We start from the raw sequence: 24,726 nt of genomic DNA on the forward strand, positions 1-24,726 counted from the left end.
GGCGGGAAGCGCCCTTTCGGAGCGGGCCTGTGTGAAGAGATAATGGGCTTCGCGCGGCAGCAGGGGCAGAATGTGGGCCAGATCCTTGTCGCGGACAAATCCGATGACGCAGTAGAGCTCTCTGTGGGGCGTCGAGCGGAGCTGCTCGGCCACCCAGGCGATTCCGTGGGCGTTGTGCCCCGTGTCGCAGATCGTCAGCGGGGCGTCGCCCAGCTTCTGCCAGCGGCCCATGAGCGAGGTGTTGGCAGCCGCATTGCGCAGACCCTCGAGATAGGCGCGGCGGGAGATCGTCAGCGGGGTCTCCTCGTGGAGGAAGTCGACGGCGGCCGAAGCCGTCACGATGTTGCGGACCTGGTATTCGCCCTTCAGATCGAGTTCGGCATCGAACTCCCGGTTGTCGCGTGTGCGGCGGAGCCGGAAGTGCTGGTAATCACCCTCTGTGTGGTGCTCCTCGCAGCGGAACTCCTTTTCGGCATAGATCACGCGCGACTTGTTGGCTGCTGCGATCTGTTCGAAGACCTCGTTGTAGCGGGGATCGGCTTCGCCGATGATCACCGGAATGCTCTTCTTGATGATTCCGGCCTTTTCGCGGGCGATCTTCGGGAGGGTGTCGCCCAACAGGGCGGTGTGTTCGAGGCCGATGTTGGTGATGACGCTCAGAATGGGGACGATGATGTTCGTGGCATCGAGCCGGCCGCCGAGGCCGGTTTCGATGACGGCGACCTCGACGTCGCTCTGTGCGAAGTAGTCGAAAGCCATGGCCGCGGTCATTTCGAAGAACGAGAGTTCGAGTTCAACCATCTTGTCATGATGCTTGTCGACGAAGTTGACAACCTTCTGTTTGGGGATCATCTCGCCGTCGACGCGGATGCGCTCGCGGAAGTCGATCAGATGGGGCGAGGTGAAGAGTCCGGTCCGGTATCCGGCCTGTTGGAGCACCGAGGCGATGATGTGTGCCACGGAGCCCTTGCCGTTCGTACCGGCCACATGGATGGTGAAGAAGTTCCGCTGGGGGTTTCCGATGTGTCGGCAGAATGCGGAGATCCGCTCCAATCCCGGCTTGTACCCCGTTGCGCCCTGGGTTTCGAAGGCGGGCAACGACTGAAAGAGGAATTCGAGAGTCTGGTTATAGTTCATGACAGCAAAATGAGTTATTTCACAAGATGGTTTCGTCGCTTGACGCGGTAGGCTGCGAAATAGAGGAGGCAGAGCAGCAGCACATACTCCGAGATGCGGGCCACAAAGTCTCCGTAGCGGGTGTAGAAGGTCATTTGCGAGTTGAGGGTCACCTCCGCCGAGAGAATGCCTCGTTCCTCCCAACCGAGCGTCTGTCCGACCTTTCCCGTAGGAGAGATGAAACCCGACTCTCCGGTGTTTGCCGAGCGTGCGATGGCCCTGCGGTGCTCGATGGCTCTCAGTCTCGAGATCGAGAAGCGTTGCCTGTAGCCGGGGGTATCGCCCCACCAGCCGTCGTTGGAGACGATGGCCATGAATTGGGCGCCGCGGCGGACGAAATCGCCGTAGAAGTCGCCGTAGAGTCCCTCGTAACAGATGGCCGGGCCGACCCGGACGCCGTCATGCTCGAAGGCCGATCCGTGGGTTCCTTTTCCGATCTGCCCGACGACACCGCCCAGATCGATGACCAGGAAACGCAAGACGTCGAAGACCCACGTCGGGGTGTTTTCGACGCCGATGACCAGCCGGCCTTTGTGGTGCAGTTGCATGCGGCCAGCGGAGTCGAGTCCCACGGCCGTGTTGAAGACATCGTAGTACCCGTTCGAGAAGCGGTCGCGGCGGGCGGTTTCGGTCTGTGCGCCGGGGGCGTAGCGGCGGATGGTGTTGGCACCGGTGACGAGCAGGGCGTCGGGATGGTTGCGGCGCAGCGAATCGGTGAGTTGCAGCCAGAAGACCCCGGCCTCGTCGCTGCTCCAGGGGAAGTCGCTCAGTGCGGGTTCGACGTAATATCCCGGGACGGCGGTTTCGGGCAGCAGGATGAACTGAGCGTCGTCGGGCACCTGTCCGAGCAGATCGAGAATATTCTGTTCCTGCCGTTCGGCGTCGCCGTGGAACTTGTCGTAACAGTCGACATTGGGCTGGATGATGCTGACGCGGACCGTTCCCTCGTCGGGTTGCTTCCATCCGGCGCTGACCGCCAGCGACACTCCCATCGGCAGGATCAGGGCTGCAGCCGCGGCGCCCCATTTGCGCGGATTGCGGCGCTCCTTCCAGGCTTCGAAGAGGAGGATGTTGACCACCAGCACCCAGAGCGAACCGCCGAAGACGCCGGTGTATTCGTACCATTGCACCATCCAGACCGCGTGCGAAAAGCCGTTTCCGAGGATGAGCCAGGGCCACGAGAAGTCGCCGACGGTGTACCAGTATTCGGTCGTGATCCAGGCCGTGACGAGCGTGACGTAGGCCAGGGCCTTGTGGGCACGCTTCGAGACGGTGTGGAAGAGCATGAAAGCGATCAGATTGAGGAACGTCGAGGCGACGGTAGCGGCCACGGGCCCGACGGGCGTTGCATACCAGATCCACCAGATGGTCAGTGCGTTCCACAGCACGAATGCCAGCGTGGCCCACCCCAACATCCGCCACCAGTCGCGACGGGATGCGCTCAGCGAATCGCTGATCCAGAGCAGGGGTACGAGTCCGGCGAAGAGCGTGAAGCCCGTAGCGCCGAGCCATCCCGGAGCGAGGAGGATGGCCGAAAGGATTACCGCTGCAAATCTGCGCAACATCGAGTATGATTTTTAGGACCGCAATTGTGAGGGCAAAAGTAGTCAAATAGGAAGAGATTTCAAAATATTTCAGGGAATTGTCCGGACGGGCCGCATTGGGGATATGCTGTTTTTCGGCCGGGAGCGGAGCGGTGTGGTCCAGGCCCGAAGATGGAAAGCCCGAACCGGATTCCGGTTCGGGCTTTCTCTGATTTTGCTGTTCGGGATGTTGATCCGTCCCGAGTGGATGTTTTCACCCTTTGTAGTCGATGACGATGCCGTTGGCGAGGGTTCTGCCGTTGCGGTGGACGATCTCGCAACCGGCCGGCAGGATGACGATAACCGCAGCGGAGTCGGCCGGCAGCGTGATGGTGTCACCCGAAGCGGCCTGCTTGGCGAGGATCCGGCGTGAGACGATGTCGTAGAGGTCGAATCTGTCTCCGGGCAGCGCCTTGTCGACCGTCACGGCCACCCGGGCCTCCTCTTGACAGGGGTTGTAGTAGAGGTAGGTCGGATAGCACGGTCCGGGCAGCAGGTCGGCCGCCGTGCAGTCCAGCCGGAGGATCTTCTCGACGTTTGTCGGGGCGATGATGGCTCCGAAGATGCCGACGTGCATCGAGCCGTAGAGGCTCAGCATGCTTTCGGGCGGATTCCCGGCAACCCATCCGGGCCCATCGCCGATGGCGACGCCCCGAACCCCTTCGAGCCGTTTTTCGCCGTACTTGTCCTGACTGCGGAATCCTTCGTAGGCGATCAGCCCCTTCGAGATTTCGAGGGCCCGGTCACGATCGAGCGCCTGGTGTTCTGGAGCGACATATTGCGGATAGTAGAAGCGGCTGTTGGCTGCGGCGTTGACCATCCATTTGCCGATGGCGCGGGCGTAGGCCTGGTCGTATCGGACGGCCGGGACGAGGGCCCAGGCCAGGTCGAAGGTATTCATGGCGAAACCGTAGTTTTCGCTGGTGCTTCCGCAGAGGCCATTCACCTCGTAACCGTCGAATTCCCCGGTCAGCACACCCCAACCCGGGCGGCTCTTGGAGTCGCCGTCGAAGGTCCAGTTCATGAATTTGGTCACGTCGTACGTTGTGCCCTGTTCGGCGTTCATCCGGGCGGCCATGTAGACCGCAAAGGGCATGATCACCTCGTAGAACGGGCTTTCGGTTTCGGCGTTCAGCGACTCCATGGCTGAACGTGCCGCCTGCAGATAGCGTTCATCGCCGTATTTCTTGTAGGCGCCGTAGAGCACGTATGCGAAGCCGGCGGCCGCATCGGGCTGGACCATCTGCTCCGTATTGCCGACGCGCATGTTCCCGAAGTCGAACTCCCGCATGTGGAAATCGCCCTTTGTGGCCAGGATGACCGAGTCGGCGCGACAGAACTGTTCGGCGATGGAGCGCATGATCGGATCGACACCCTCGACCTCCGGATAGCGGGCGCCGATGGAGTAGAAGAGCATGTTCGGGAAGACGTCATACCAGAAGTCGCGGGTGTATCCTCCGCCCAGCGCACCGGCGACGGGTCCCGTGTTGTTCAGGACGATGTTCCAGTTCGTGGCCGAGTTGAAGTAGTTCTGGGCCATGCGGACGAAGTCGTATCCGTTCTGGTTGCTTTTGTCGATGCCGGCGAGCGTGGCACCGTTGAGGGCTCCCAGCACGCAGATGGCCTCGTGGTGTTCGCCGTTGTTCTTTGCGGGGCCCTGTCGCCGGTCGCCGACGGCCGTGTAGAGTCCGAAACTTTCGATGGGAAGATTCAGCCGGCTGTCGTCGATCCAGATGAAAGGCCTGAAATCGCCCGTGGCGTTGAAATCGAAGACGTAGGCATCCAGATCCCGGGTCATGGCGGCCCAGTCGGGCAACAGGTAGTTTTGCGGGGCATCGGGCATCTGTTCGATGCGGGGGATGTCGATCTGTTTTTCGGGCCGGGGATCGGGCTGCGCCGCACAGGCAGCCAGCAGCACCGAACCGGTCAGAAGCAGGTATTTGGCTTGAGTCATGGCGAAGTATTTACGGGGAGACAGCGGTTATCGGCCGATTGTGGCCTGGTACGGGCGGAGTCCGGCGACCTCGAGGGCCCGCAGCACGAAGGTGTTCCAGGCATGAACCCGGGTGCTGGGGATCCAGCAGCCTTCGCGCGAATCGTCCAGCGGGAGATACTCGTGGCTGAAGGGCTGGTCGGGATTGCGGGTAATCTCGGCTTCGAGGCGTTCCGAGATGCGGTTCAGGGCGGGTTTCCAGCCGTGCTTCAGTCCGGCCACGTAGGCGCAGACCTCCTCGCGGATCCAGGAGCCGCCGTTGTAGTAGATTCCGTTGTCCCAGTACATGTCGGGATTGAAGGGCTTGTCCTCGCGGGTGAAGTAGATGTTGTCGACGTGGCAGATGATCGGCGAGCAGCCCTTGATCACGGGGAAGCGGTCGAGGGTTTTGCAGACGGCCTCGGACGTGAGGATCGGGTGGTCGAAGAGCCACAGCGAGACGAACTCCGGGAGCAGCGAGTTGAAGGAGATGACATAGGGGAAATCCCGGTTGTCGATCAGATAGCCGCGCTCGGGGTCGTAGAAGTCGCGGTAGAGCGCCTCGGCGCGGGCGATGTAACGTTTGTCGACCGGCATGCCCAGTTCGCGGGCGACGCGCAGCGTGACGGCGAACATGCCCTGGTTGACGGCCAGATTCTGCGTGCCGTCCGGATAGTTGACCACATCGTTTTGTCCGAGGACGAAGCAGGCCGTGCAGCGGCCGTCGCCGTCGGGGTCGTGCGTGCGGATGATGTAGTCGAAGGCCTTTTGGATCTTCTCCCGGTCGAGAGGTGTTCCGTAGGTACGGTGGTTGAACAGTGCCAGCCAGAGGAATTCCATGGTAGCCTCGTTGTCCTTGGTCTCCTGGCTGCCCATGCAGGGGGTGATGATGGTGCCGATGGTGCCGTTTTCGTTCTGCGTGGCGCCCCACATGCGGAAGGTCTCTTCGCAGAGCTCCTGGTCGTAACCGCCCAGTACACACCAGAAACTGTCTCTGTTGTACATGTCGGGGGCGTAGTTGATGCTCGGTACGCTGAGTGGTTTGAAGTTGTTGCGGCTGACGATCCAGATCAGCATCTGGTTGCAGGCATAGATGCACTTTTCGGGGTCACTGCCTTCGAAGCCGAGACCTTCGGCCAGCCGGAGCTGGGCGCTGAGACGCAGGTCGTGCAGCGTGGGGCGGGCTTCGTTGACGAAGATGAAGGTCCGCTTCACGACGGTCTCACCCTGTTCCAGCCGGTGATAGGGCCGATTTTCGGGCAGCAGGCGCGTGACCTCGAGATCCTTGATCTGCAGGGTGTAGGCTTCTCCCTCGCGGATGCCCGAGACACCCATCAGCAGACAGGTCGGATCCCCTTCGGTGTTGCTGATGAAGACGGTCTCCTCCTGCTCGACCCACTCCTCGGATGATGAGGGAATGTCGGTCTGGTAATGCAGTCCCTGTACGTCGTAGGGCGACACGCTGTCGCCCTTCCACATGCGCAGGGCGATTTTCCGGTCGGAACGGTGCTTGAAGCGGAGGGTGTAGTAACCGTCGGGGAGCAGATACGGCAGCCGGAATCCGGCGATGCCGTCGCTCTGGGCGGTGCCTTCGAGGGTGTAGATGCCGTTGTTTTCGGAGTGCGCCTCGGACTTGTTGTTGTAGGAGCGCCAGAGGTTCAGGGCCGGAACGTCGTAGCGGGCGCGGCCGGTCGGATGGTTGAAGTCGGAGACCTCACCCAGCGTCAGTTTGACGCTGAAGTCTCCCGTTTGGCGTTCGCCGGGGGTTGCCACCCGGTAGAGTTCCGCGTCGCAGATCTCGTTGATGGCCCGGAATCCGATCTGCCCGTCGGATGGACGCCGGCGGACGTTCTGTGTCCAGAGGTTCCGGTGGCCGGCATCGGTGAGCAGACCGACGGCCCACTTTCCGTCGACCATGTATCCGGCGGCGGGATAGGTTCCGTGGGCGATGCCGCCCTGGAAGTCGGCATCGTCGAAGCACCAGAACGACGAAGGCTTTTCGGGGGCGTTCAGTGCCGTTGTCAGCTGGTAGTAGAGCAGCGGAATGTTGGTTTGGTGGAGTTCGATCCGTTTTTCGACGACATGGTCGTTGATCCGTTCATAGATGACGCGCACGTCGACGTCCGTGGTCATTGTTTTGAGGCTCAGCCGACCGCTGAGCGTGATGCGGTTCTCTTCGCGGGAGATTTCGGTGGCTTTCCACTGGTTGAAGATCTCGCTCAGGGAGTAGTCCTCGTTGTCGAAACGCAGGGCCAGTTCGCCGTTGCGCGACGTGGATACGACCTCTCCGTCGTAACGGATGTCCACCCAGTAGCCCTCCCGGGCGTCGCCGGCACCCTGGATGTCGATGCCGTTGGCGAAGGTTTCGGCGTGGGCGGCGAATTGCAGCAATGCGAATATTCCGAAGAATTTGAGTTTGTTCATGTTCGTTGTTTTATAAGTTCATCGGGTATTGTTCGGTTTGTCAGGAAGCGGGTTTGCCGAGGCGTCAGATGGATCCGAAGTCCACGATCTTTCCGTCGACGAGCAGCCGTCCGCCCTCGCGTTGGCGAACTCCGCCGGAGGGGGTCAGAACCAGTACGGCGGCGCCTTTGGCGGGGATTGTCACCTTCGCGGTGCCGGAGACGCCTTCGGCCACGAAGCGGGACGATACCGTGTCGTAGATGTCGGTTCGCCGGTCGCCGACCTCGACACTCACCGCGCAATCCCGGTCGCAGGGGTTGTAGTAGAGGTAGCTCGGGAATGCTTCGGCGTGGTAGTAATCCGTGCGCAGGAGGTCCAGCCGCAGGATCCCCTCGACATCGGTGGGTTCGATCAGTCCGCCGAGGATCCCGACGTGCGAACTGCCGTAGAGTCCGAGATCCGTAGCAGCCTCCTCCGGACGGTAGCAGACGATGGGGACCGTGTAGTTGTCGATCAGCGCCACGAACGAGACGACGAAGTCTCCGGTCGCATAGGGAGATACGTCACTCTTGTAGGTGACGCCCAGGGCATCGACACGGAGCGTGTCGGCCTGGCGTGTCGAGCCGGGAGCCGTGCTTTCCGCCTTGACGAAGAGGTGTTTCCATCCGCGGGGCACGGGGGCATAGATCGGGCGGTCGGTTTCGGGGACCTTCTTGACGGTCAGCAGGGGCTTGAACGGTCCGTCGGGTTTCTCGGCGATCGAGAAGCAAAAGTCGTTTCCGTTGTTTCCGCCGAGGGCCTCGGCGGCGACCACAAGCCAGCGATCGGGCACCTGTTCCGGCAGATTCAGCTCCCAGACGTGTTCGAGGGCGTTTTGGCCGCGGTGCCGGGTTTCGACGAAGGTCTCGGTCCGGACGGGGCTTTCGGCCTTGTAGCGGGTGTCGCGCCAATCACCCGCGAGACGCTTTCCGCGGGGAGTCCGGACATCGGCGAGGGCCGTGTCCCAACCGCGCTTGAATTTGCGTACCCCCTCGTAGGCGATGACCGACCGGGGGTCGTAGGTCGCGGTCCATTTTGGATTGGACTGGTTATCAGGACCGTAGGCGTTGGCGTAGAACATGCGGGAGTTGTTGGCCACGTTGAGCATCCATTTGCCGATGTCGTGGGCGAACCCCTTGTCGTAGCGGACCAGCGGGGTGAGAGCTCCTGCCATCTGGAACGTGTTCATGGCGAAGGCGTATCCGTCGCCGTCGGTGATGCTGCCCTGCAGACCGTGCATGTCGTATCCGTTCCAGCGGTCGGCGATGACGCCCCAGCCGTGGCGCGGAAGGGGTGAGCCGTCGAAACACCAGTTCAGCAGACGGGTGACGTCGTACGTGCGGCCGAGTTCGGCATTCATCCGTGCGGCGACGTAGGCGCCGTAGGGAAGCAGCATCTCGTACAGGGGGCTGACCTCGCTTCTGAGCAGATATTCGATGCCTTTGTCCGCGGCCTGGAGGTATTTTCGTTCGCCGGTGATGGTCCAGGCCATGTATTCGATCCAGGCGACGGCCGCCCCGAGATCCCGCTGCATGTTGGGGTTCTTTGCGCCGGACCGGTCGTCACGTTCGAGTTTGTCGGCGATTCCGACGTAGAAGTCGGCGATTTCGATCACCTGCGAGGAGAGTTCACCGACCCCCGGGTAGAGATCGTTGAGCTGGAAGGCCAGCATGTTGGGAAGCGAGGCGTACCAGTCCATGATCCGCTCCCAGCTTCTGTCCGACGAGGGGTTGTTGCAGTAGAGGTTGGTTCCGTTGTCGGAGCTGAACCATTTCTGGCACATTTCGACAAAGTTGTGTCCGTTCTGCCGGCTCTTGTCGATACCCACGAGCGAAGCGCTCACAACGGCGGCCATGTTGTTGATTCCTTCGTCGCCGCCCGGGGCTCCGATGTAGGAGACCATCGAAAAGCTCCGGCCCTTGAAATTCTGCCGGCTGTCGTCCCATCGGTTGATGGGGAAGTGCTCACCTTCGGTCTGGAAGGAGAAGACGAAATCGTCATAGTCTTTGGCAACCTGCCGCCAGTCCCGCAGTACGTACGGCGAGGGCATGTCGGGCATGAAGCGTACCCGGTCGATCTTTTTCTGGGCGCAGAGCGGGGCGCACATCGCGGTCGCGACCACGGCGATAATGAGTTTTTTCATGCGAGGAAAACGGTTGTCTGTTGCAGTCGTTGCGTGGTTAAAAAAACCGGGAGGAGGGTTCTCCTCCCGGTTTGTTGTTGGATTGTTAGTAGTTCATGCGGGTATGGCCGTCGAGCGCGTCGTTGAGCTCTCCCTCGCCCGGATAGGGATACAGCAGCCAGTACTGGTCCGTGCCGCGGGTCTTGCGCTGGCGCAGGGCATACTGGTACTGGTCCTGATCGTCGATTCCGGCCTCGACGCCCAGAACCGGACCGTCATAGGCTTCGAACTTGGGAGCATACGTGCTGACCACCTTGGCGATTCGCTCCTGGAGCTTGCCCATGCGGATGCAGGCGAAGAAACTCTTGTTCTCGAGGGCGAATTCCCAGATGTATTCGTCGAGCAGGGCCCGGTTGAAATCGTTCAGATCGGCGAAGTCGGCTTTCGTGAAGGTGTGGGCCTCGGGATTCTTGAAGGCCCGGGAGTGGATGGCGTTCAGGTGGTCGACGGCCAGATCCGTCACGCCGTGCAGGGCAGCCTCGGCCTCGGCGAACATGAGGTAGGCCTCGGCCATGCGGTAGACGGGCACCGAGATGGCCGGAGCTCCCGACGTACACGACTTGTCATAGAATTTGCCGCAATAGGGGGTGCGGAATCCGGGGTCGAAGAAGATGATCGTCTTGTGACCGTCGCTGGCGGTATACTCCTGCTTGCGGTCGTCCCAGCGCTCGCCGAGATCGATGTTCGGATAGTCGGCGTAACCGGGCGTGGGCTGTGCGAAGCTGTATCCGAGCTCGACGTAGGGCTCATTTCCGAACTGGCGATAGGGCAGGTGGTAGATCGTTTCAGTTTCGAGTGTCTGCTCTTCGATGTAGTACCAGATGAAGCCTTCGTTGCGGCGGATATCATCCTTGTCGAACGAAGCGACATATTCGTAGGTCGGACGGATCGCGGTGCCGCCGTCGCTCGAGGGGAGGTAGTTGGAGACCGAGGGTACGCTGCTCGTTCCGCCGGTATAGGTCACGGGGATCGTTGCCGTGCGGAGGACGATTTCGGTTGAGTTGGCCGTATTGTCGGTTCCGTCGGCCGTTCGGCCGAACATGTCGATCCAGCGGCTGGTTTTCGTATCGGTCAGCTTGTAATAGGACTGTTGGTTGATCAGGGTGTCCAGATGTTTGTGAGCCAGTTCGAAGAGCTCGTCGATCCGGTCGCCGAAGGCGTCGTCGTAGGGTTTCAGGGCTGCGGCGTCGGGATCTCCGGAACGATAGCTGCGGGCCGATTGAGCGATGGTGATGGCGGCATCGGCGATCATGAAGCGTACGGCGGCCTGATCGACGCGTTCGGCCTTCTTCTCACCCACGCCCCAGACCGTATAGAGGGCATCGTTCAGATCGGCGAAGACCTGGTTGTAGACATCCTTCATGGGCGAGAGTTCCCAGTAGCTGTCCTCGACCTGCGAGGTGAGTCTCATCGGGACATCGCCCCAGTTTTTGGCCAGACGCAGGTAGGCCGAAGCTCTCAGCGCCTTGGCTTCGCCGATGTATTTGGCCTTGATGTCGTCGCGCAGGCTGGAGGCCGAGATTCCGTCGATGGTCGAGTTGCACATGCGTACGAGGTGGTAGTAGCTCTGCCAGAGGGTCGACATGTCGTCGGAGGTGGCCAGCGGTTCGACCAGGTTGGCGTCGCGCATACGTCCGTCGTGGTTGTTGGCCTCGACACCGCGAGTGGTGTGGACCCAGATTTCGCGCGAATGGTAGAGTTCCGAATAGAGGCCCAGGCAGCTGGCATTGGCATCCGCTTCGGACTGGTAGAACTGTTCGGGGGTGATGAATGTCAGAGGCTCCTCGTCCAGCGAGACGCACGCCGTCATGAAGATGGCGGGGACCATTGTCATTCGCAGTATGGTTTTCTGAAAAGTTTTCATGGTTGTCTGAAGAATTAGGAGGGGGACTTAGAAAACGAGGTTGACGCCGAACGAAGCGGTGAACGACATGGGGTATTCGCTGAAGGCGACGCCGCGGCGGGTGGGATCCTGGCCGAAGACGCTGGCTTCGGGGTCGAGGCCCGAGTAGTTGTCGATGCAGAAGACGTTGTTCAGCGAGATGTAGGGTCGGATCGAGGAGATGAAGAAGTTGGGCTTCTTGAATCGGTAGGTGTATGCCAGCGTGATGTTCTTCATCTTGATCCAGGATCCGTCCTCGACCTGTTGGCTGTAGGTGTTTTCGCCGTAGTTGGCGCCTCCGCTGACCGATTCGAGGATATTGCCGTTCTTTCCGTTGTCCTTGAATACGACGCGGCCGTTGCGGTCGACGACTTCGGGGATCCAACGTTCGTCGGCGTAGTCATGCACGCGGTAGGTGTATTCGAATCCGGGCATCATCTGCAGGTTGAGGATGTCCTGGCCGATTGCGCCGGCCAGCGAGAACGAGAGTTCGAAGTTCTTGTAGGTCATCGTGGAGTTCAGACCGAAGATGAACTTGGGGTTGGTGTTTCCGAGGACGGTCTTCTTCATGTAACCGTTCTCGTCCTTCTCGAAGTCGTACTCGCCCAACTGTCCGACATAGGTGCTCTCTCCGGTGACGGGGTCGTCGGCCCAGATCATGTTGGGGTTGTCCTTGGCGGCATTCTTGCGCTGCTCCCAGGTCTTCATGACGTTGGTGATCTTGTAACCCCAGATTTCGCCCAGCGGGTGTCCGACGGTGATCGGGAACGGGTAGTTTGCCCAGCCCCAGACGTAGTGGCCCGGATAGCTCTCCATGCCGCCGAGCGAGAGGACCTTGATCCGGTTGGTGGACCAGTTTCCGGTCATCGACCAGTAGAATTCGCGGTTGCAGATCACGCCCGTGAGCGAGAGTTCGACACCCTTGTTGCGGAGCGATCCGGCGTTCATGAGTACGGAGGAGTATCCGGTGTTGGAGGCCAGCGTGATATTCTGCAGCAGGTCGTCGGTGTCCTTCAGATAGAAGTCGGCCGTGAAGGTCAGCCGGTTGTTGAACAAGCCGAGGTCGAGTCCCAGGTCGTATTGCGTGGTTGTTTCCCACTTCAGGTCGGGGTTCGGCATGGTCCATCCGAGCTGGTAGGTGTTCTCCAGCTTGCCGTTGACGGGATAGGTTCCGGGGGTGAGGGCCGAGAGCGACTGATAGGGAGAGATGCCCTGGTTACCGGTCTGGCCGACCGAAGCGCGGAGCTTGAGGTTGGAGATGACCTTCACGTTCTGCATGAACTGCTCCTGATTGACACGCCATGCGAATGCGGCCGAGGGGAAATAGCCCCATTTGTTGTTTTTTCCGAACTTCGAGGATCCGTCGGCACGGAACGAAACCGTGGCCAGATAACGGTCGTCGTAGTTGTAGTTGATACGTCCGAGCCAGGAGAGCGTTCCCGTCTTGTAGTAGTCCGAGGTGGGGTTGTAGAACGTGGTGGCCGATCCGAGTACGTGATACTGGTTGTAGTCGTTCAGGAAACCCTTGCCCGAAGCGGTGTGTGCGTCACCCCAGCTGGCCTCCTGGGTGAAACCAGCCGTGGCGTCGATCGTGTGACGGCCGAAGCTGTTGGTGTAGAGGAGCAGGTTTTCGTTGATGACGTACATGTCGGTGTTGTTGCCGTAGAGGGCATATCCCTGTCCGGCGGCATCCCAGTAGCGGTTGGAGGTTCTCGGGTTGTAGATGTCGCGGACGTTCTGCGAGTAGCGGACACCTCCGGTGATCTTGGCCTTCAGCCCCTTGGCCAGGTTGAAGTTCAGGGCGACGTTGTCCATGGCCGTATATACCGTGTTGATATCCATGCAGGAAGTTGCGGCGGTGTAGGGGTCGTCGCTGTTGATGAGCAGTCCGTTCTCGATTTCGTAGCGGTTTCCGGAGATCAGCTGGGTCGGATCGTAGATGACGGCGGCCATCATGACGCCGCGCGAGTCGCCGGACTGGATGTTTCCGGTCTGCGAGCGGTTGCTCTTCGTGTAGGCGGCGTTGAAGGAGTTCGTGACGCTGAGCCAGTTCCAGATCTTGGCGTCGAGGGTGGAGTTGATCGTGTATCGCTTGAACTCGGATCCTACGATGACACCCTGGATATCGTCCATGCCGGCTCCGACGTAGTAGTTCACGCGGTCGTTTCCTCCGGAGATGGAGAGCGAGTATTTCTGGCTGATTCCGGTTCTGAGCACGGCGTCCTGCCAGTCGGTCGAGGCGACTCTTCCGCTTCGGAAGTCCTCGGGCGTAGGGCTGTATGCGCCATCGCCTCCGGCATTGTCCGAGGGGGTCCAGTTCATGTTGAGTTCGCCGCTGTAGCGACCCGAGTAGGGCATGTCGCGCAAGGCCTCCTCATAGGTCATGTTTTCGCCGAGGATGCGGCTGATGAGGTGTTGCGTCTGCTTCTGTTCGGCATACTCGGCGGCGTCGAGCAGGTCCCAGGTCCGGGAGACGTTCGAGACTTCGATCGAGGCATCGAACGTTACGCGGGTGGATCCTTTCGATCCGCGTTTGGTGGTGATCAGCACCACGCCGTTTGCGGCGCGGGAACCGTAGATGGCCGTCGACGAGGCATCCTTGAGCACCTCGATCGATTCGATGTCCGAGGGGTTGAGGAAGCTGAGCATGTTGGCCGGCTGGGTCATGGTCTGCAGGTCACCCGTGGGGCCGAAGGTGTCGGTCGGGCCTTTGACCATCGAGTTTCCGCCGGAGATGGGCATGCCGTCGATGACGTAGAGGGGTTCGGTGCCGCCGATCACGGAGTTCGAACCGCGGATGACCATACTCAGGCCGCCGTCGGGCGAGGCCTCCGACTGTGTGATCTGTACGCCGGCGATACGGCCCTGGAGGCCCTGTTCGATCGAAACCATCCGTCCGGTGATATCCTTTGCCTTGACCGATGCGACGGCACCCGTCAGGTCGCTTTTGCGCTGGAAGCCGTAACCGACGACGATGACGTCATCGAGGCTTTGGGCATCTTCGCGCATGGTGATTTTGTAGTCGGTGGCGGTGGTGATCGGAATGTTGTTGGTGATCATGCCGATATACGACACGGTGATGGCTTTTGCCTTTTTGGGCAGCGAGAGGGAGAATTTTCCTTGGGCGTCGCTGGTGGTGCCGGCGGTAGTTCCGTCTGCGATGATCGTGGCGCCGAGTACGGGAGCACCCTTTTCATCCACGATGGTTCCCGTAATGACCTGATTGCCCTGCTGGGCGAAGAGGGCCGCAGCAACCAGGGAGAGACAAGCGGAAAGGAATAGTCTTATGATCGTTCTCATGGTAGTGTTTCAGGCTAAGAGTGGGTTATTTGTTGTTGCGCACCGTGATCTTTTTCCGGCTGTGGTCGGGGTCCACCGTGTAGCGCGTCGGGACGTTGCGGTCCGGGAGGATGGAGAGGATGAAGGAGGTCTCTTTCTCCTGGGAGATCACCTTGTCGATGGTTCGGATCATGACGGCGGTCTGCTGGGTTCCCTTGTCGATCAGCGCCCGGCTTCCGTTCCATCTGTTCTGATGGGTTCCGTCGGGCAGCGCGGTGTCCTTCAGCAGGATAGGGTTCATCAGTCGGATGAAGTCGTTGATGGCCGTGGTGTCGGTTTTCTCCGTTTCGGGAGAGAGCAGGTCGAAATAGACATCGACGCCGACGGCTTCGTTGCGGTTGTCGCTGATGATCTTGAAGATCCGGACATAGGTTGAGTCGGCGCCACCTTCGGGATTGGCTTCGTCGTTGGACATCGTGTAGTCGCTCGTGTCCTCGAACCCGACCGTCAGCACGGGCGGATAATACTCTGCCGGAGCCTCTTTGTCACAGGAGAACAACAGGGAAGAGACAGCTCCGAACAGGACAAACCGAAAAGCGGAAAATTTTCCTTTCATCGTTTCAGTTGGTTTTAGGGTTGATATTAGGTTGTTTGAGTTGTTTGAACGTTTTGGGGAGAGCGCTTTCAGAGCGGGAATCCGAGTTGTTCGAGGATTCGGGCTACGGAGAGTCTGGCTCCGCAGATGACCTCGTCGGAGGCGCCGTAGTAGATGGTGATTTCGTCGCCGCGTACGATCTGTCCGTTGGTAAAGACGACGTTTCCGAAGAATCCGGTCTGTTCGTAGGGCATGTCGGGCTCCATGACGGGTTCCGTGGAGCGGGCCAGGACCCGTCCGGGGTCCTCCCGGTCGAGGAGCATGGCTCCGAGACAGTACCGGTTCCGTTCGTCGGCGCCGTGGTAGATCATCAGCCATCCGGCGGGGGTTTCGATCGGAGCGGCTCCGGCTCCGACACGGACGCTGTCCCACATGCCCTTGCGGGAGCGGGCAATACAGCGGTGCTCGCCCCAATGGATGAGGTCGGGCGAGGAGGCAATCCAGATGTAGTTACCGCCGATCTGGGGGCTTGAGGGACGATGGAACATGTAGTATTTGCCGTTGACGGGGCGTCCGAACAGGGCGCAATCCTTGTTGTGAGGGGGCAAAATTAATCCATGCCGTTTGATTTGGTGCCAGTTTTTCGTCGACATCATGCCCACGGCGACGCCGTTTGCCGATACGGCGGTGTAGGTCAGATAGAAGGTGTCGTCGATTTTTGTCACACGGCAGTCCTCGATGCCGTAGGTTTCGTAGGGGCCCTGCCCGAAGATGGGGGTGAAGCCCTCGGGCTCCCGGAAGTGGACGCCGTCGTCGCTGCAGACGAGGCGCAGATAGGAGAGGGTCGTGAGGTAGTCGTTACCTTTATAATTAATGACCCGAGGATCGAAGGTATCGAGGTCGGGAGAGTCGGTCGGAATCTCCATGATGGAGATTCCCCGTTCGGGGTCGTTGATCGGGAAGGAGATGATCCCCTCCTTTTGCCGGGGACGTTCAGCGACGCGCAGCAACATCCAGACGCGGCCGTCGTATTCGAAAACGCCGGGGTTGAGCAGGCATTCGATGGTCAGATCCGGGCTGCTCGGGGCCAGATCTCCGGGTCGGAGAATCGGATTCTCCGGGAATCGGGAGGCAAGGTTTCTCATAGGCTTGTTTTAGGTTTCTACGGTTTGTTTTGCGGTCTTCGGGCCCGGTTGTAAGGGGCTTTTTGACCAAAACAAAATTACGAAAAGCGAAACGGCGGAAGTTACTCACGCTTTTCGAAAAGGTACGCTCATTTTGCATTTTGACGCACGGTCCGTTTCCGGCCGTTAAACCCCGTTGATCCCTGTTTTTGCTTAATGCGTTGTGGGCCAATGTCTTGTTTTGAGGCTGGGGCGAAGATGAAAAAGGGTACCTTTCCGTGCAAATAAGATACCTTCCGTCGGATAAAAGGGTATAAATTTGTCATAATCAAAACCTGAATGAACCTATGAAACCTTCGCAACAAGGGGTCCTCCCTTCCAATCCCCGGAAGGGGCTTGTCTCGAAACTGACCTCCGAATTCCGCCACTTCCAGACCTACCCTCACGGGATGCGGGTCCTGCTGATCACGAATCTGCTCTATTCGTTGGTTCTGCCGGTCGTCGAGATGTTCATCGGCGCCTACATCATGCGCAACAGTTCCGACTCGACGCTGGTTGTCTGCTTTCAGCTGGCCAGCTATACGGGTATTCCGATCACGTTCCTGATCAATGGATTTTTGTTGCGCCGTTTCCGGATTGCGACGCTCTATTCGTTCGGCATGCTTCTGAGCGGGATCTCGATGAGCATCATGATGACGCTTTCGGATCTCGATACGACGGGAGTCGTGGTAGCGGGTCTGGTGATGGGTCTGTCGTACGGTTTTTTCTGGTCGAATCGGGATTTCCTGGCCCTGGATTCGACCAACGACGACAACCGGAACTACTATTACGGGCTTGAAACCTTTTTCTATACGATTACGGGTGTCGGGGTTCCCTACCTGATCGGTGCCTTCATCGGTGCCACCGAGCACAACGGATGGTTCGGCGGAGAGGTCAACATGGCCTATCGGATCATTACGATCGCCGTCTTTCTGATTACCATTCTGGCCTCGTTCGTCATCTTCAGGGGCAAGTTCCAGAATCCGGAGAACAAACCCTTCCTCTTTTTTCGCTTCGAGCGGCTGTGGAACAAGCTTCTCGGACTTGCGGCCCTGAAGGGGATCGCCCAGGGCTACATCGTGACGGCTCCGGCGATGCTGATCATGACGCTCGTGGGGAACGAAGCCACGCTGGGAACGGTTCAGTCCGTGGGGGCGATCTTGTCGGCCATTCTGCTCTATATCCTGGGCCGGGTATCGCTGCCCAAGGATCGGTTGCCGATTCTGGCCGTCGGTCTCGTTCTGTTTGCTCTGGGGGGATTCTTCAACGCCTGGTTCTATTCGTCGGTCGGAGTGGTCATCTTCATGTTGTGCCTGGTATTGAGCCGGCCGTTGATCGACATTGCCTATTTCCCGATTCAGTTCCGGGTCATCGACATCGTCTCGAAATCGGAACAGCGCAGCGAGTTCACCTATATCCTGTCGCATGAGTTCGGACTCTATATCGGCCGTTTGTTCGGCTGCGGACTGTTTCTGATTCTGGCGAATTTCGTATCGGAGACCTTTGCACTGCGCTATGCGCTGCTGATAATCGGCATTTTGCAGCTTCTGGCCTATGTTATTGCCCGCAACATTGATCGGGAGTGCAGTCGGCGATAGATTCGGATCCGGGGTTCGGTATCTGTTGCGGAACAAGGGGTTTTTGTATACATTTGTTGTGTAAAGTCCAACGGATATGAAATATCTCTTCGTTGTTTTGTTGTCTCTGGTTGCACAGAGTAGCCTGGCTGCCAGGATATTATATGACCGGATAACAAACGATGAAGGTCTCTCGAACAGTTCGGTCAACGTTATTTTCCGGGATTCGCGGAACTACATGTGGTTCGGCACCTGGGACGGGCTGAATCGCTACGACGGGACCAACATGGTCTGCTACAACAACGATCCGGGCGATCCGAACAGTCTTTCGAGCAATCGGGTCCGGGACATTCTCGAACAGCGTGACGGAATTCTGTGGGTGGCGACCGACCACGGCATCAACCGGATGGATCTCGACCGGAACCGGATCCGGCGCTATTACCTGGGTTATGAGAGTTTGGTCCCCTCGATCGAGAATGCCTATTCGATTACCACGGCATCGGGGGTACTGGTCTGCTCGGTCTATGAGTGGGGTTTGGCGGGTTTTTCCGAGGAGGAGGATGAATTCTATCCGATTGTCATACCGCGGCTCAATACGTTCGATATCCGGCGGATCTGTGCGGGGCGGGATTCTCAGTTGTGGATTCTGACTACGCACGGGCTCTTCTGCGCTCCGTACCGCGTGAAGGAGGGACGGATTTCGATCAGCGAGGCTCAACCGGTTGATTTGGAGGGGGCGACAGCCCGGGATATTCGCCGGGCGACGGAGTGTTCGGTCTTCGTGACGACGAACGAAGGGCGGCTCTTCGAGCTTTTCACCCGGGACGGGGCGATGCCCCGTGTCCGGGAGATTCCGCTGGAGTCTCCGAGCGGGACGGACCGCGGAATGGTCGGGACGCCGGTCTATACCGAATCCGGCAATCTGGTTGTACCCTATTCCCATGGAGGCGTCGATACGTATCAGCCACAGGGTGATGGTTTTGTCTGTACGGATACCTTTTTTCAGAAGGTTCCGGTCTTTTCGATCCTCGCCACGGAGCAGGAGATGGTCTGGATCGGGACAGACGGCATGGGGGTATTGAAGACCTACTACGATGCGAAGCAGTTTCATTTGATCGGACCGATGTCGCAGGCTCCCGACGAGAATCTGTCGGGAGGAATAGTCCGTTGTTTCTATCTCGACGGTAAGACGCTCTATGTGGGGATGAAGGGCGACGGTCTGATCCGTATCGAACACTTTGATACGCCCAAACTCCGTCGGATGCAGCCGATTGCCGTGGAGAACAACCATATTTTCTCGCTGGCGAAGGGTTTCGGCGAGGAGCTTCTGGTCGGTACCGATGCCAGGGGCTTGGGGATTTATGATCTGAAGAGCGGTCGGATGCAGATGCTGCGAGGGGTCGATCCGGCCGAGACCTTTGCTTCGATCTATGCGATTTATGCCGATCCGGCCGGCGGCAGGATTTGGCTGGGAACGAGTGGATACGGGCTTGTCGAGTTACAGGTTTCCTATTCGAACGGAGAGTATCGCCTGCAGCGTGTCGGCAAATATATGATGGACAAGACCGATCCGCGGGCGATCAGCAGCAATATCGTCTATTCGATCGTCCGGGAGGGAGATTACCTGTGGTTGGCGACGCGGGGCGGCGGATTGTGCCGGTTTTCGCTCTCTGACCGCCGGTTTGATTCGTGGCAGTACGAACCCGACGAAGCATCCAGTATCAACAACAACGACCTGCTGTCGCTGACCGTTGACGCTGTGCACAATCTGTGGATCGGGACCAGCTACGGGTTGAATTGCCTGTCGCTGGACCATTTGGAGCGGGGTTTCCGGTCGTATACGAGCCGTGACGGCCTGCCCAACAATACGGTTCACGGGATCGTTGCCACGGGAGAACAGCTGTGGCTTTCGACCAACAAGGGGTTGTCGATGCTGGATGTCACGACGGGGGAATTCTGCAATTTTTACCGGTCGGACGGCCTTCAGAGCGACGAGTTTTCGGATGGGGCCTACCTTTTGAGTGCGGATTCGTCGTATGTCTTCATGGGCGGCGTCAAGGGCTTGAACTACTTTTCGCCGCACGAGATCAGCCGGCGAACCTTCCGACCCCGGATCGACATCACCGGATTTGCCATTTCGGGCAATCGGGTCAATCTTCACGATTGTCTCCAGATGCGCAAGGGGCGTCAGACACTGGTGCTGGACTGGAATCAGCGCTTCTTCTCCTTCGATCTGGTGGCGTTGGACTACATTGCCAGCGAACGGTGCGAGTACAGCTATCTGATGGAGAATTTCTCCGGCAACTGGGTCTACAACGGAACCAACAACCGGGTCAGTTTCACCAACGTGCCGGCGGGCCGTTACCAGTTGAAGGTTCGAGTGACGAACGGCGACAAGGTCTGGAATCCGGATCCGTATGTGCTGGATATTGTGGTCCGACGGCCGTGGTGGGGCAGCTGGACGGCGATCGTCTTTTATGTGCTGCTGGGTGGCGCCATCGGTTGGATCATCTATGAGATCATCCGCAACCGGTTGAGGCTCAATCAGGCGATAGTCCTCGAGCGGATTGAGAACCGCCATCTTCGGACGGTTCACGAGGCGAAGCTCCGTTTTTTCACGAACATCACGCATGAGTTCAGTACGTCGTTGTCGTTGATCTACGCGCCCTGTGAACGCCTGCTGGAGTACTGTGATGACGCCTATGTGAAGAAGTATCTGAACATCATTCGGATGAGTGTTGATCGGATGCTTCACCTGATCAACGATCTGATGGAGTTCCGCAAGGTTGAGACCGATCACCTCAAGTTGCGGATCGAGCCGGTTTGCCTGCCGGAACTGGTGGGTTACGTATGTGACAATTTCGAATTGCTGGGCGAGCAGAAGCGGATTACGCTGACATTGGATGTTCCCGATCCGTTGATGTGGCCGACGGATCGCAATGCGATGGAGAAGATTCTGTTCAATCTGCTCTCCAATGCGTTCAAGTATACGCCGGAGGAGGGTTGGATCACGTTGTCGATGCGAGTTGTGGAGGATCGGTTGAATATCGGCATTACGAATTCGGGGGCGGGGATTCCGCAGGAGAAGCTCGGCGAGATTTTCGACCGTTTCAAGATTCTGGAGAATATCGAGACGCGGGCGGCTCAGGGTCAGTTGAACCGTACGGGGATCGGGCTGGCGTTGACGAAGAGCCTGGTTACGGCTCTTGGCGGAGACATTTCGGTTACGAGTGTCGAGCATGAGCAGACGAGTTTCGAGTTGTTCTTCCCGCGTTTGGAACTCACGGAAACCTCCGGAGAGGATTCATTGGAGGGTGCTTCGGATTCTTTGGAGCGGAGTTCGGAGTCCTCTTCAGCTCCGGATATTTCGGTTTCGGAACCGACCGGTGCGGTAGCGGAACCGACTGGTACCACTACGGTGCAGAAAGAGTCCGCAGCCTTACAGTTTTCGCAGGCTGAACTTATCGACAATTCGAAACCGATAGTTTTGATTGTGGATGACGAGGCGACCATGCGGGATCTGTTGTCGGATACGATGAAGCCCTATTATCGGGTATTGGTGGCGTCGAATGGCTCTCAGGCGTTGGAGATCGTGAAGATGAAGCGTCCCTCGATTGTCATTTCGGACATCATCATGCCGGAGGTAGATGGCTTTTCGCTGGTTCGGACGTTGAAGTCGAATCCTTTGACGAAGCATATTCCGATCATCTTTCTTTCGTCGAAGAATACGATGGAGGATATTATTTCGGGGAATGAGAATGGAGTTGACGCCTATGTGAGCAAGCCTTTTTCGCCGAAATATCTGTTGTCGGTCGTTCATCGGATTCTGGGGATCCGGAGTGATCTGCAGGATTACTACAATTCGAGTCTGTCGCAGGTGGATATTTTGGACGGGGTAGTCGTGAACCGTCAGGATGAAGAGTTTCTGTTGTCGATTACGGGTTTGGTCGAGGCCAATATCGACAATGAGGATCTGTCGCCGACGTTCATCTGTGATTCGCTGGCGATAAGCCGAATGCAGTTGTACCGTCGCATCAAGGCGCTGACGGGGGAGACACCGAGTGAATTTATCCGTAATCTACGTCTCAATTATACGGCCCGGCTGTTGAAAACGACGAGCCATACGGTTCAGGAGATCATGTATATGGCCGGTTTCAACAGCAAATCCTACTATTACCGGGAGTTTCAGAAGATGTTTGGGGTTTCGCCCAAAAAATATCGGGTTTGATGGTTGTCGCTTGAATTTTCGATACCGAGATCATGCAGGGGTGTTGATGCGGCAAGGTTGTGTTGAGTGGCGTGGATCCATTTTGGCAGAACTCATGGGACGCTCCGGGATACACAAAAGGTATGACGTTTGCGCTCGGGAGTCCTTTTTTCGCTTGCATAACGGCACAAAAAAGAGGTTGCATTTCGATGCGACCTCTTTTTTTTGAGAGCTGAATCCGAGATTTGAACTCGGGATCCGTGAAGTTTTCTACCGCCGAGCTAATTCGGCATTCAATTGTAAATCAGCCTGCTGCGAAGGGGCTGGGCCGGGCGTAATGCGTAACACGGCGGCCTGTGTTGTTTGTGGTTAAACAATAGTGAATTGCTTGATTGTTTGATAGATAAAAAGAGGCAGACTTCGCAAAAGGATCTTATTTGCCTTTCACGAAGTCTGTCATTGGATTAAATTTTACCCTGACAAGGTTACGGCAAGCCAGTCTTTGCTTGTTTGTGCGTCAATAATAACTTATTTCATAAGTAGTTACCTCATCCTCATTCCCGTTAGCGTACCAGGTTTCTATGATTTTCGAAATATAACCCTCCTGGTCAAATTCGTATGCATATCGATAACCCTCCATGTAGTCACTGTTTTTCGAGGAGGTTTCGGCTATTTCGATCAGGTTGGAGCATTGCTTGCCGAGCGGCAGACCATATGCCTCTGTCCAGTTGTTAGGGTTGGAAAAGTCCAGATTGCAGGGCGGCGTTTTGAGGGTCGTGTAGGTGTTTTTGTACACATAGCCGTAGTCTTCGCTGTCGGTAGACCAGCTGGTATAACGATTCCTGTTTTCCCATCGGTAGCGATAACCGAGTTCGACGATGGAGTTGTAGTTGCTTGCGATCAATTGACCTTCGGCATCATATTCATATGTTGCGTCAGTTCTGTATGCCTGACTGGATCCGTCATAAGATTCCGTTGCGGTCACATAGCCGGCATTGTTCAGTTGAATTCGTTTGGATTGGGATATGAGGACGGTATTCCCGTCATAAACGAGATCATTATTTCCAAATTTTATGATTCGATGCTGATCGTCATATTCAATATTGATAACGTCATGATCCATGGTAATCGTTTTCACATAACGCATTTCGGTTGGAACGTTTCCGCTCGACTCGTCTTCCTCGGAACAAGCCGAAAAAGAGACTGCCGCAAACAGAGCGGCCGCAACAAAGAACAACTTTTTCATAGTTGTACGCAGTTTTGGTTGTCGTCCCAGTACCTGTACGACGGTTAAGGTTTGAGTTTAAAGAGACAGAAAGCGTGGTGCTGAACGCTTATTTTTTAGCAAAGCAGGCCGAAGGAAACCTGGAGAATAGACAAGCAATGCAACCACACTGCATTCACGAATGAATCAGACGGGGTAATATGTTCGTCGATTCTTCTCTCTCGATCGATTTTCCTGCATTTGTCTGGTGATAATAAACTGCATGCAGTCATTGAGTTATTGCAAAAGTAGCGAATTCGGCGGAAAATACAAAACGTCTTGCCCGTTGTGTTGGGGAGATACGATAGTCAGAAGACCGGATTCGGGACGTTGTTCATGGTCTGATGAGGGATAATCGACATTGAGCAAGTCGTTGGAGAGCGATCCCGGTGTTTAACAACGAGTCTGCTATGTCGGTATCAGGTTTTTTGCTCTTGCGCTTCTGTAGCGATACAAAAAAGAGGTTGCATCGAAAGGTGCAACCTCTTTTTGAGAGCCGAATCCGAGATTTGAACTCGGGACCCCTTCATTACGAGTGAAGTGCTCTACCGCTGAGCTAATTCGGCTTTCAACTGAAAATCAATAGATTACAGTCGTTCGAAAGATGGGAATCCGTGCGGTGTCCAACAAAGTGTCCAACAATCGCTGTCTGCAATTACTAGCTGGTTAATGATAAGTGGCTTATTTATAGTAGGTTGTGTGTGGTGTGGGTTATATAGAGACAAACTTTTGCAAAGGGGTGTATTTGCCCTTTCCTTGCAAAGTCTGTTCTCGGAAATAGACAGATGCTTTTGTGTTTATACAAACTGTTCCAAATATTTCTCGTTGAAGCCAGCCAACGGGAATTTGAATACACTCGGGTTGCCTTCTTTTGTCGTATAATCGAATACAATCATATCGCTGTCGATATGTGCTTGAAACATATTCAAGGTTTCAGTAGATTCTGTAAAGGTAACGATATTGGGGAACGCCATTGCTGGGATTTCGATTGCTGGATTTAGCAGAAAAGACATGCCTGCAAACCCTTGTCCTCTTTTTTGAAAAGTCATGGATACTTGTTGTGCAGGATCTATATCCAAAGCAAACATGTATCAAAACTCTACGGGTGTAGGATTGTCTTTTTTACGGGCAACAATGAGCGTCATTACACAATCATCGTCATAACTTACGGATTTGGCGACATAGGCTAATTCCATGCCCTCTTTTATTTCCGTTCCTGTTTTTCATTCTATTCTTGGTGTTTTTCTTTTCATTTTAGCTAAAATTTATAGGGGTGATTAAATCTTTGATTATGATATAAATATAGTCAAAATTTATGGGATTTGCAAATAATTTGAATCAGTAGTTGAAAATAAGGTATAAAAATGCGATGGCAACCTTACCCATCGTATGAATTAGGAGTCC

General features: G+C 57.0%; 13 protein-coding genes and 1 tRNA gene. 2 read left to right on the forward strand and 12 right to left on the reverse strand.

Going from position 1 to position 24,726, the window contains the following annotated elements; genetic code table 11:
- From PUQ42_RS08735 to PUQ42_RS08775, 9 genes are all read right to left on the reverse strand, one after another.
- On the reverse strand, window positions 1–1,137 hold a 1,137-nt coding region (locus PUQ42_RS08735), incomplete at its 3' end, for a bifunctional folylpolyglutamate synthase/dihydrofolate synthase (protein WP_273373029.1).
- 14 nt (window positions 1,138–1,151) lie between these two features.
- Window positions 1,152–2,741 carry an apolipoprotein N-acyltransferase gene (gene lnt / locus PUQ42_RS08740; RefSeq protein ID WP_273373031.1) on the reverse strand — a complete coding sequence of 530 codons (1,590 nt, stop codon included), beginning with the start codon at window positions 2,739–2,741 and terminating at the stop codon, window positions 1,152–1,154.
- Between the two features lie 232 nt (window positions 2,742–2,973).
- Window positions 2,974–4,713 (reverse strand): hypothetical protein, encoded by a 1,740-nt coding sequence (locus tag PUQ42_RS08745; RefSeq protein ID WP_273373033.1) that lies wholly within the window; start codon window positions 4,711–4,713, stop codon window positions 2,974–2,976.
- Window positions 4,714–4,740: 27 nt separating this feature from the next.
- Entirely contained in the window at window positions 4,741–7,155 is a 2,415-nt protein-coding gene (locus tag PUQ42_RS08750) for a glucosidase family protein (RefSeq protein WP_122119959.1), read from the reverse strand.
- A 64-nt stretch (window positions 7,156–7,219) separates the two neighbouring features.
- Window positions 7,220–9,316 (reverse strand): hypothetical protein, encoded by a 2,097-nt coding sequence (locus PUQ42_RS08755; protein WP_273373035.1) that lies wholly within the window; start codon window positions 9,314–9,316, stop codon window positions 7,220–7,222.
- Between the two features lie 85 nt (window positions 9,317–9,401).
- Window positions 9,402–11,189, reverse strand: a complete 1,788-nt coding sequence (locus PUQ42_RS08760; RefSeq protein WP_162992818.1) for a RagB/SusD family nutrient uptake outer membrane protein — start codon at window positions 11,187–11,189, stop codon at window positions 9,402–9,404.
- 57 nt (window positions 11,190–11,246) lie between these two features.
- Window positions 11,247–14,537, reverse strand: coding sequence for a SusC/RagA family TonB-linked outer membrane protein (locus tag PUQ42_RS08765; RefSeq protein WP_273373037.1), 3,291 nt, complete (start codon window positions 14,535–14,537; stop codon window positions 11,247–11,249).
- A 25-nt stretch (window positions 14,538–14,562) separates the two neighbouring features.
- The gene (locus PUQ42_RS08770) at window positions 14,563–15,132 is read right to left on the reverse strand and encodes a hypothetical protein (RefSeq protein WP_162992817.1); all 570 of its coding nucleotides are present in this window, start codon (window positions 15,130–15,132) and stop codon (window positions 14,563–14,565) included.
- 68 nt (window positions 15,133–15,200) lie between these two features.
- Complete coding sequence (locus PUQ42_RS08775; RefSeq protein ID WP_273373039.1) at window positions 15,201–16,256, reverse strand: glycoside hydrolase family 130 protein; 1,056 nt, start codon at window positions 16,254–16,256, stop codon at window positions 15,201–15,203.
- Window positions 16,257–16,582: 326 nt separating this feature from the next.
- Here PUQ42_RS08775 and PUQ42_RS08780 point away from each other — a divergent pair, with 326 nt between their 5' ends.
- Window positions 16,583–17,872: an MFS transporter gene (locus PUQ42_RS08780; RefSeq protein WP_420534958.1), complete on the forward strand. Its 1,290-nt coding sequence runs from the start codon at window positions 16,583–16,585 to the stop codon at window positions 17,870–17,872.
- Window positions 17,873–17,948: 76 nt separating this feature from the next.
- Entirely contained in the window at window positions 17,949–22,079 is a 4,131-nt protein-coding gene (locus tag PUQ42_RS08785) for a response regulator (RefSeq protein ID WP_273373041.1), read from the forward strand.
- Window positions 22,080–22,575: 496 nt separating this feature from the next.
- On the opposite strand, the gene PUQ42_RS08790 is transcribed toward PUQ42_RS08785, so the two are convergent.
- From PUQ42_RS08790 to PUQ42_RS08800, 3 genes are all read right to left on the reverse strand, one after another.
- Window positions 22,576–23,304, reverse strand: coding sequence for a hypothetical protein (locus PUQ42_RS08790; protein WP_122119951.1), 729 nt, complete (start codon window positions 23,302–23,304; stop codon window positions 22,576–22,578).
- Between the two features lie 512 nt (window positions 23,305–23,816).
- A tRNA-Thr gene (locus PUQ42_RS08795) sits at window positions 23,817–23,888 on the reverse strand.
- 231 nt (window positions 23,889–24,119) lie between these two features.
- Entirely contained in the window at window positions 24,120–24,410 is a 291-nt protein-coding gene (locus tag PUQ42_RS08800) for a hypothetical protein (RefSeq protein WP_273373043.1), read from the reverse strand.
- Window positions 24,411–24,726: the final 316 nt, after the last annotated feature.

The organism is Alistipes megaguti (assembly GCF_944320325.1).
Classification (GTDB): Bacteria; Bacteroidota; Bacteroidia; order Bacteroidales; family Rikenellaceae; genus Alistipes; species Alistipes megaguti.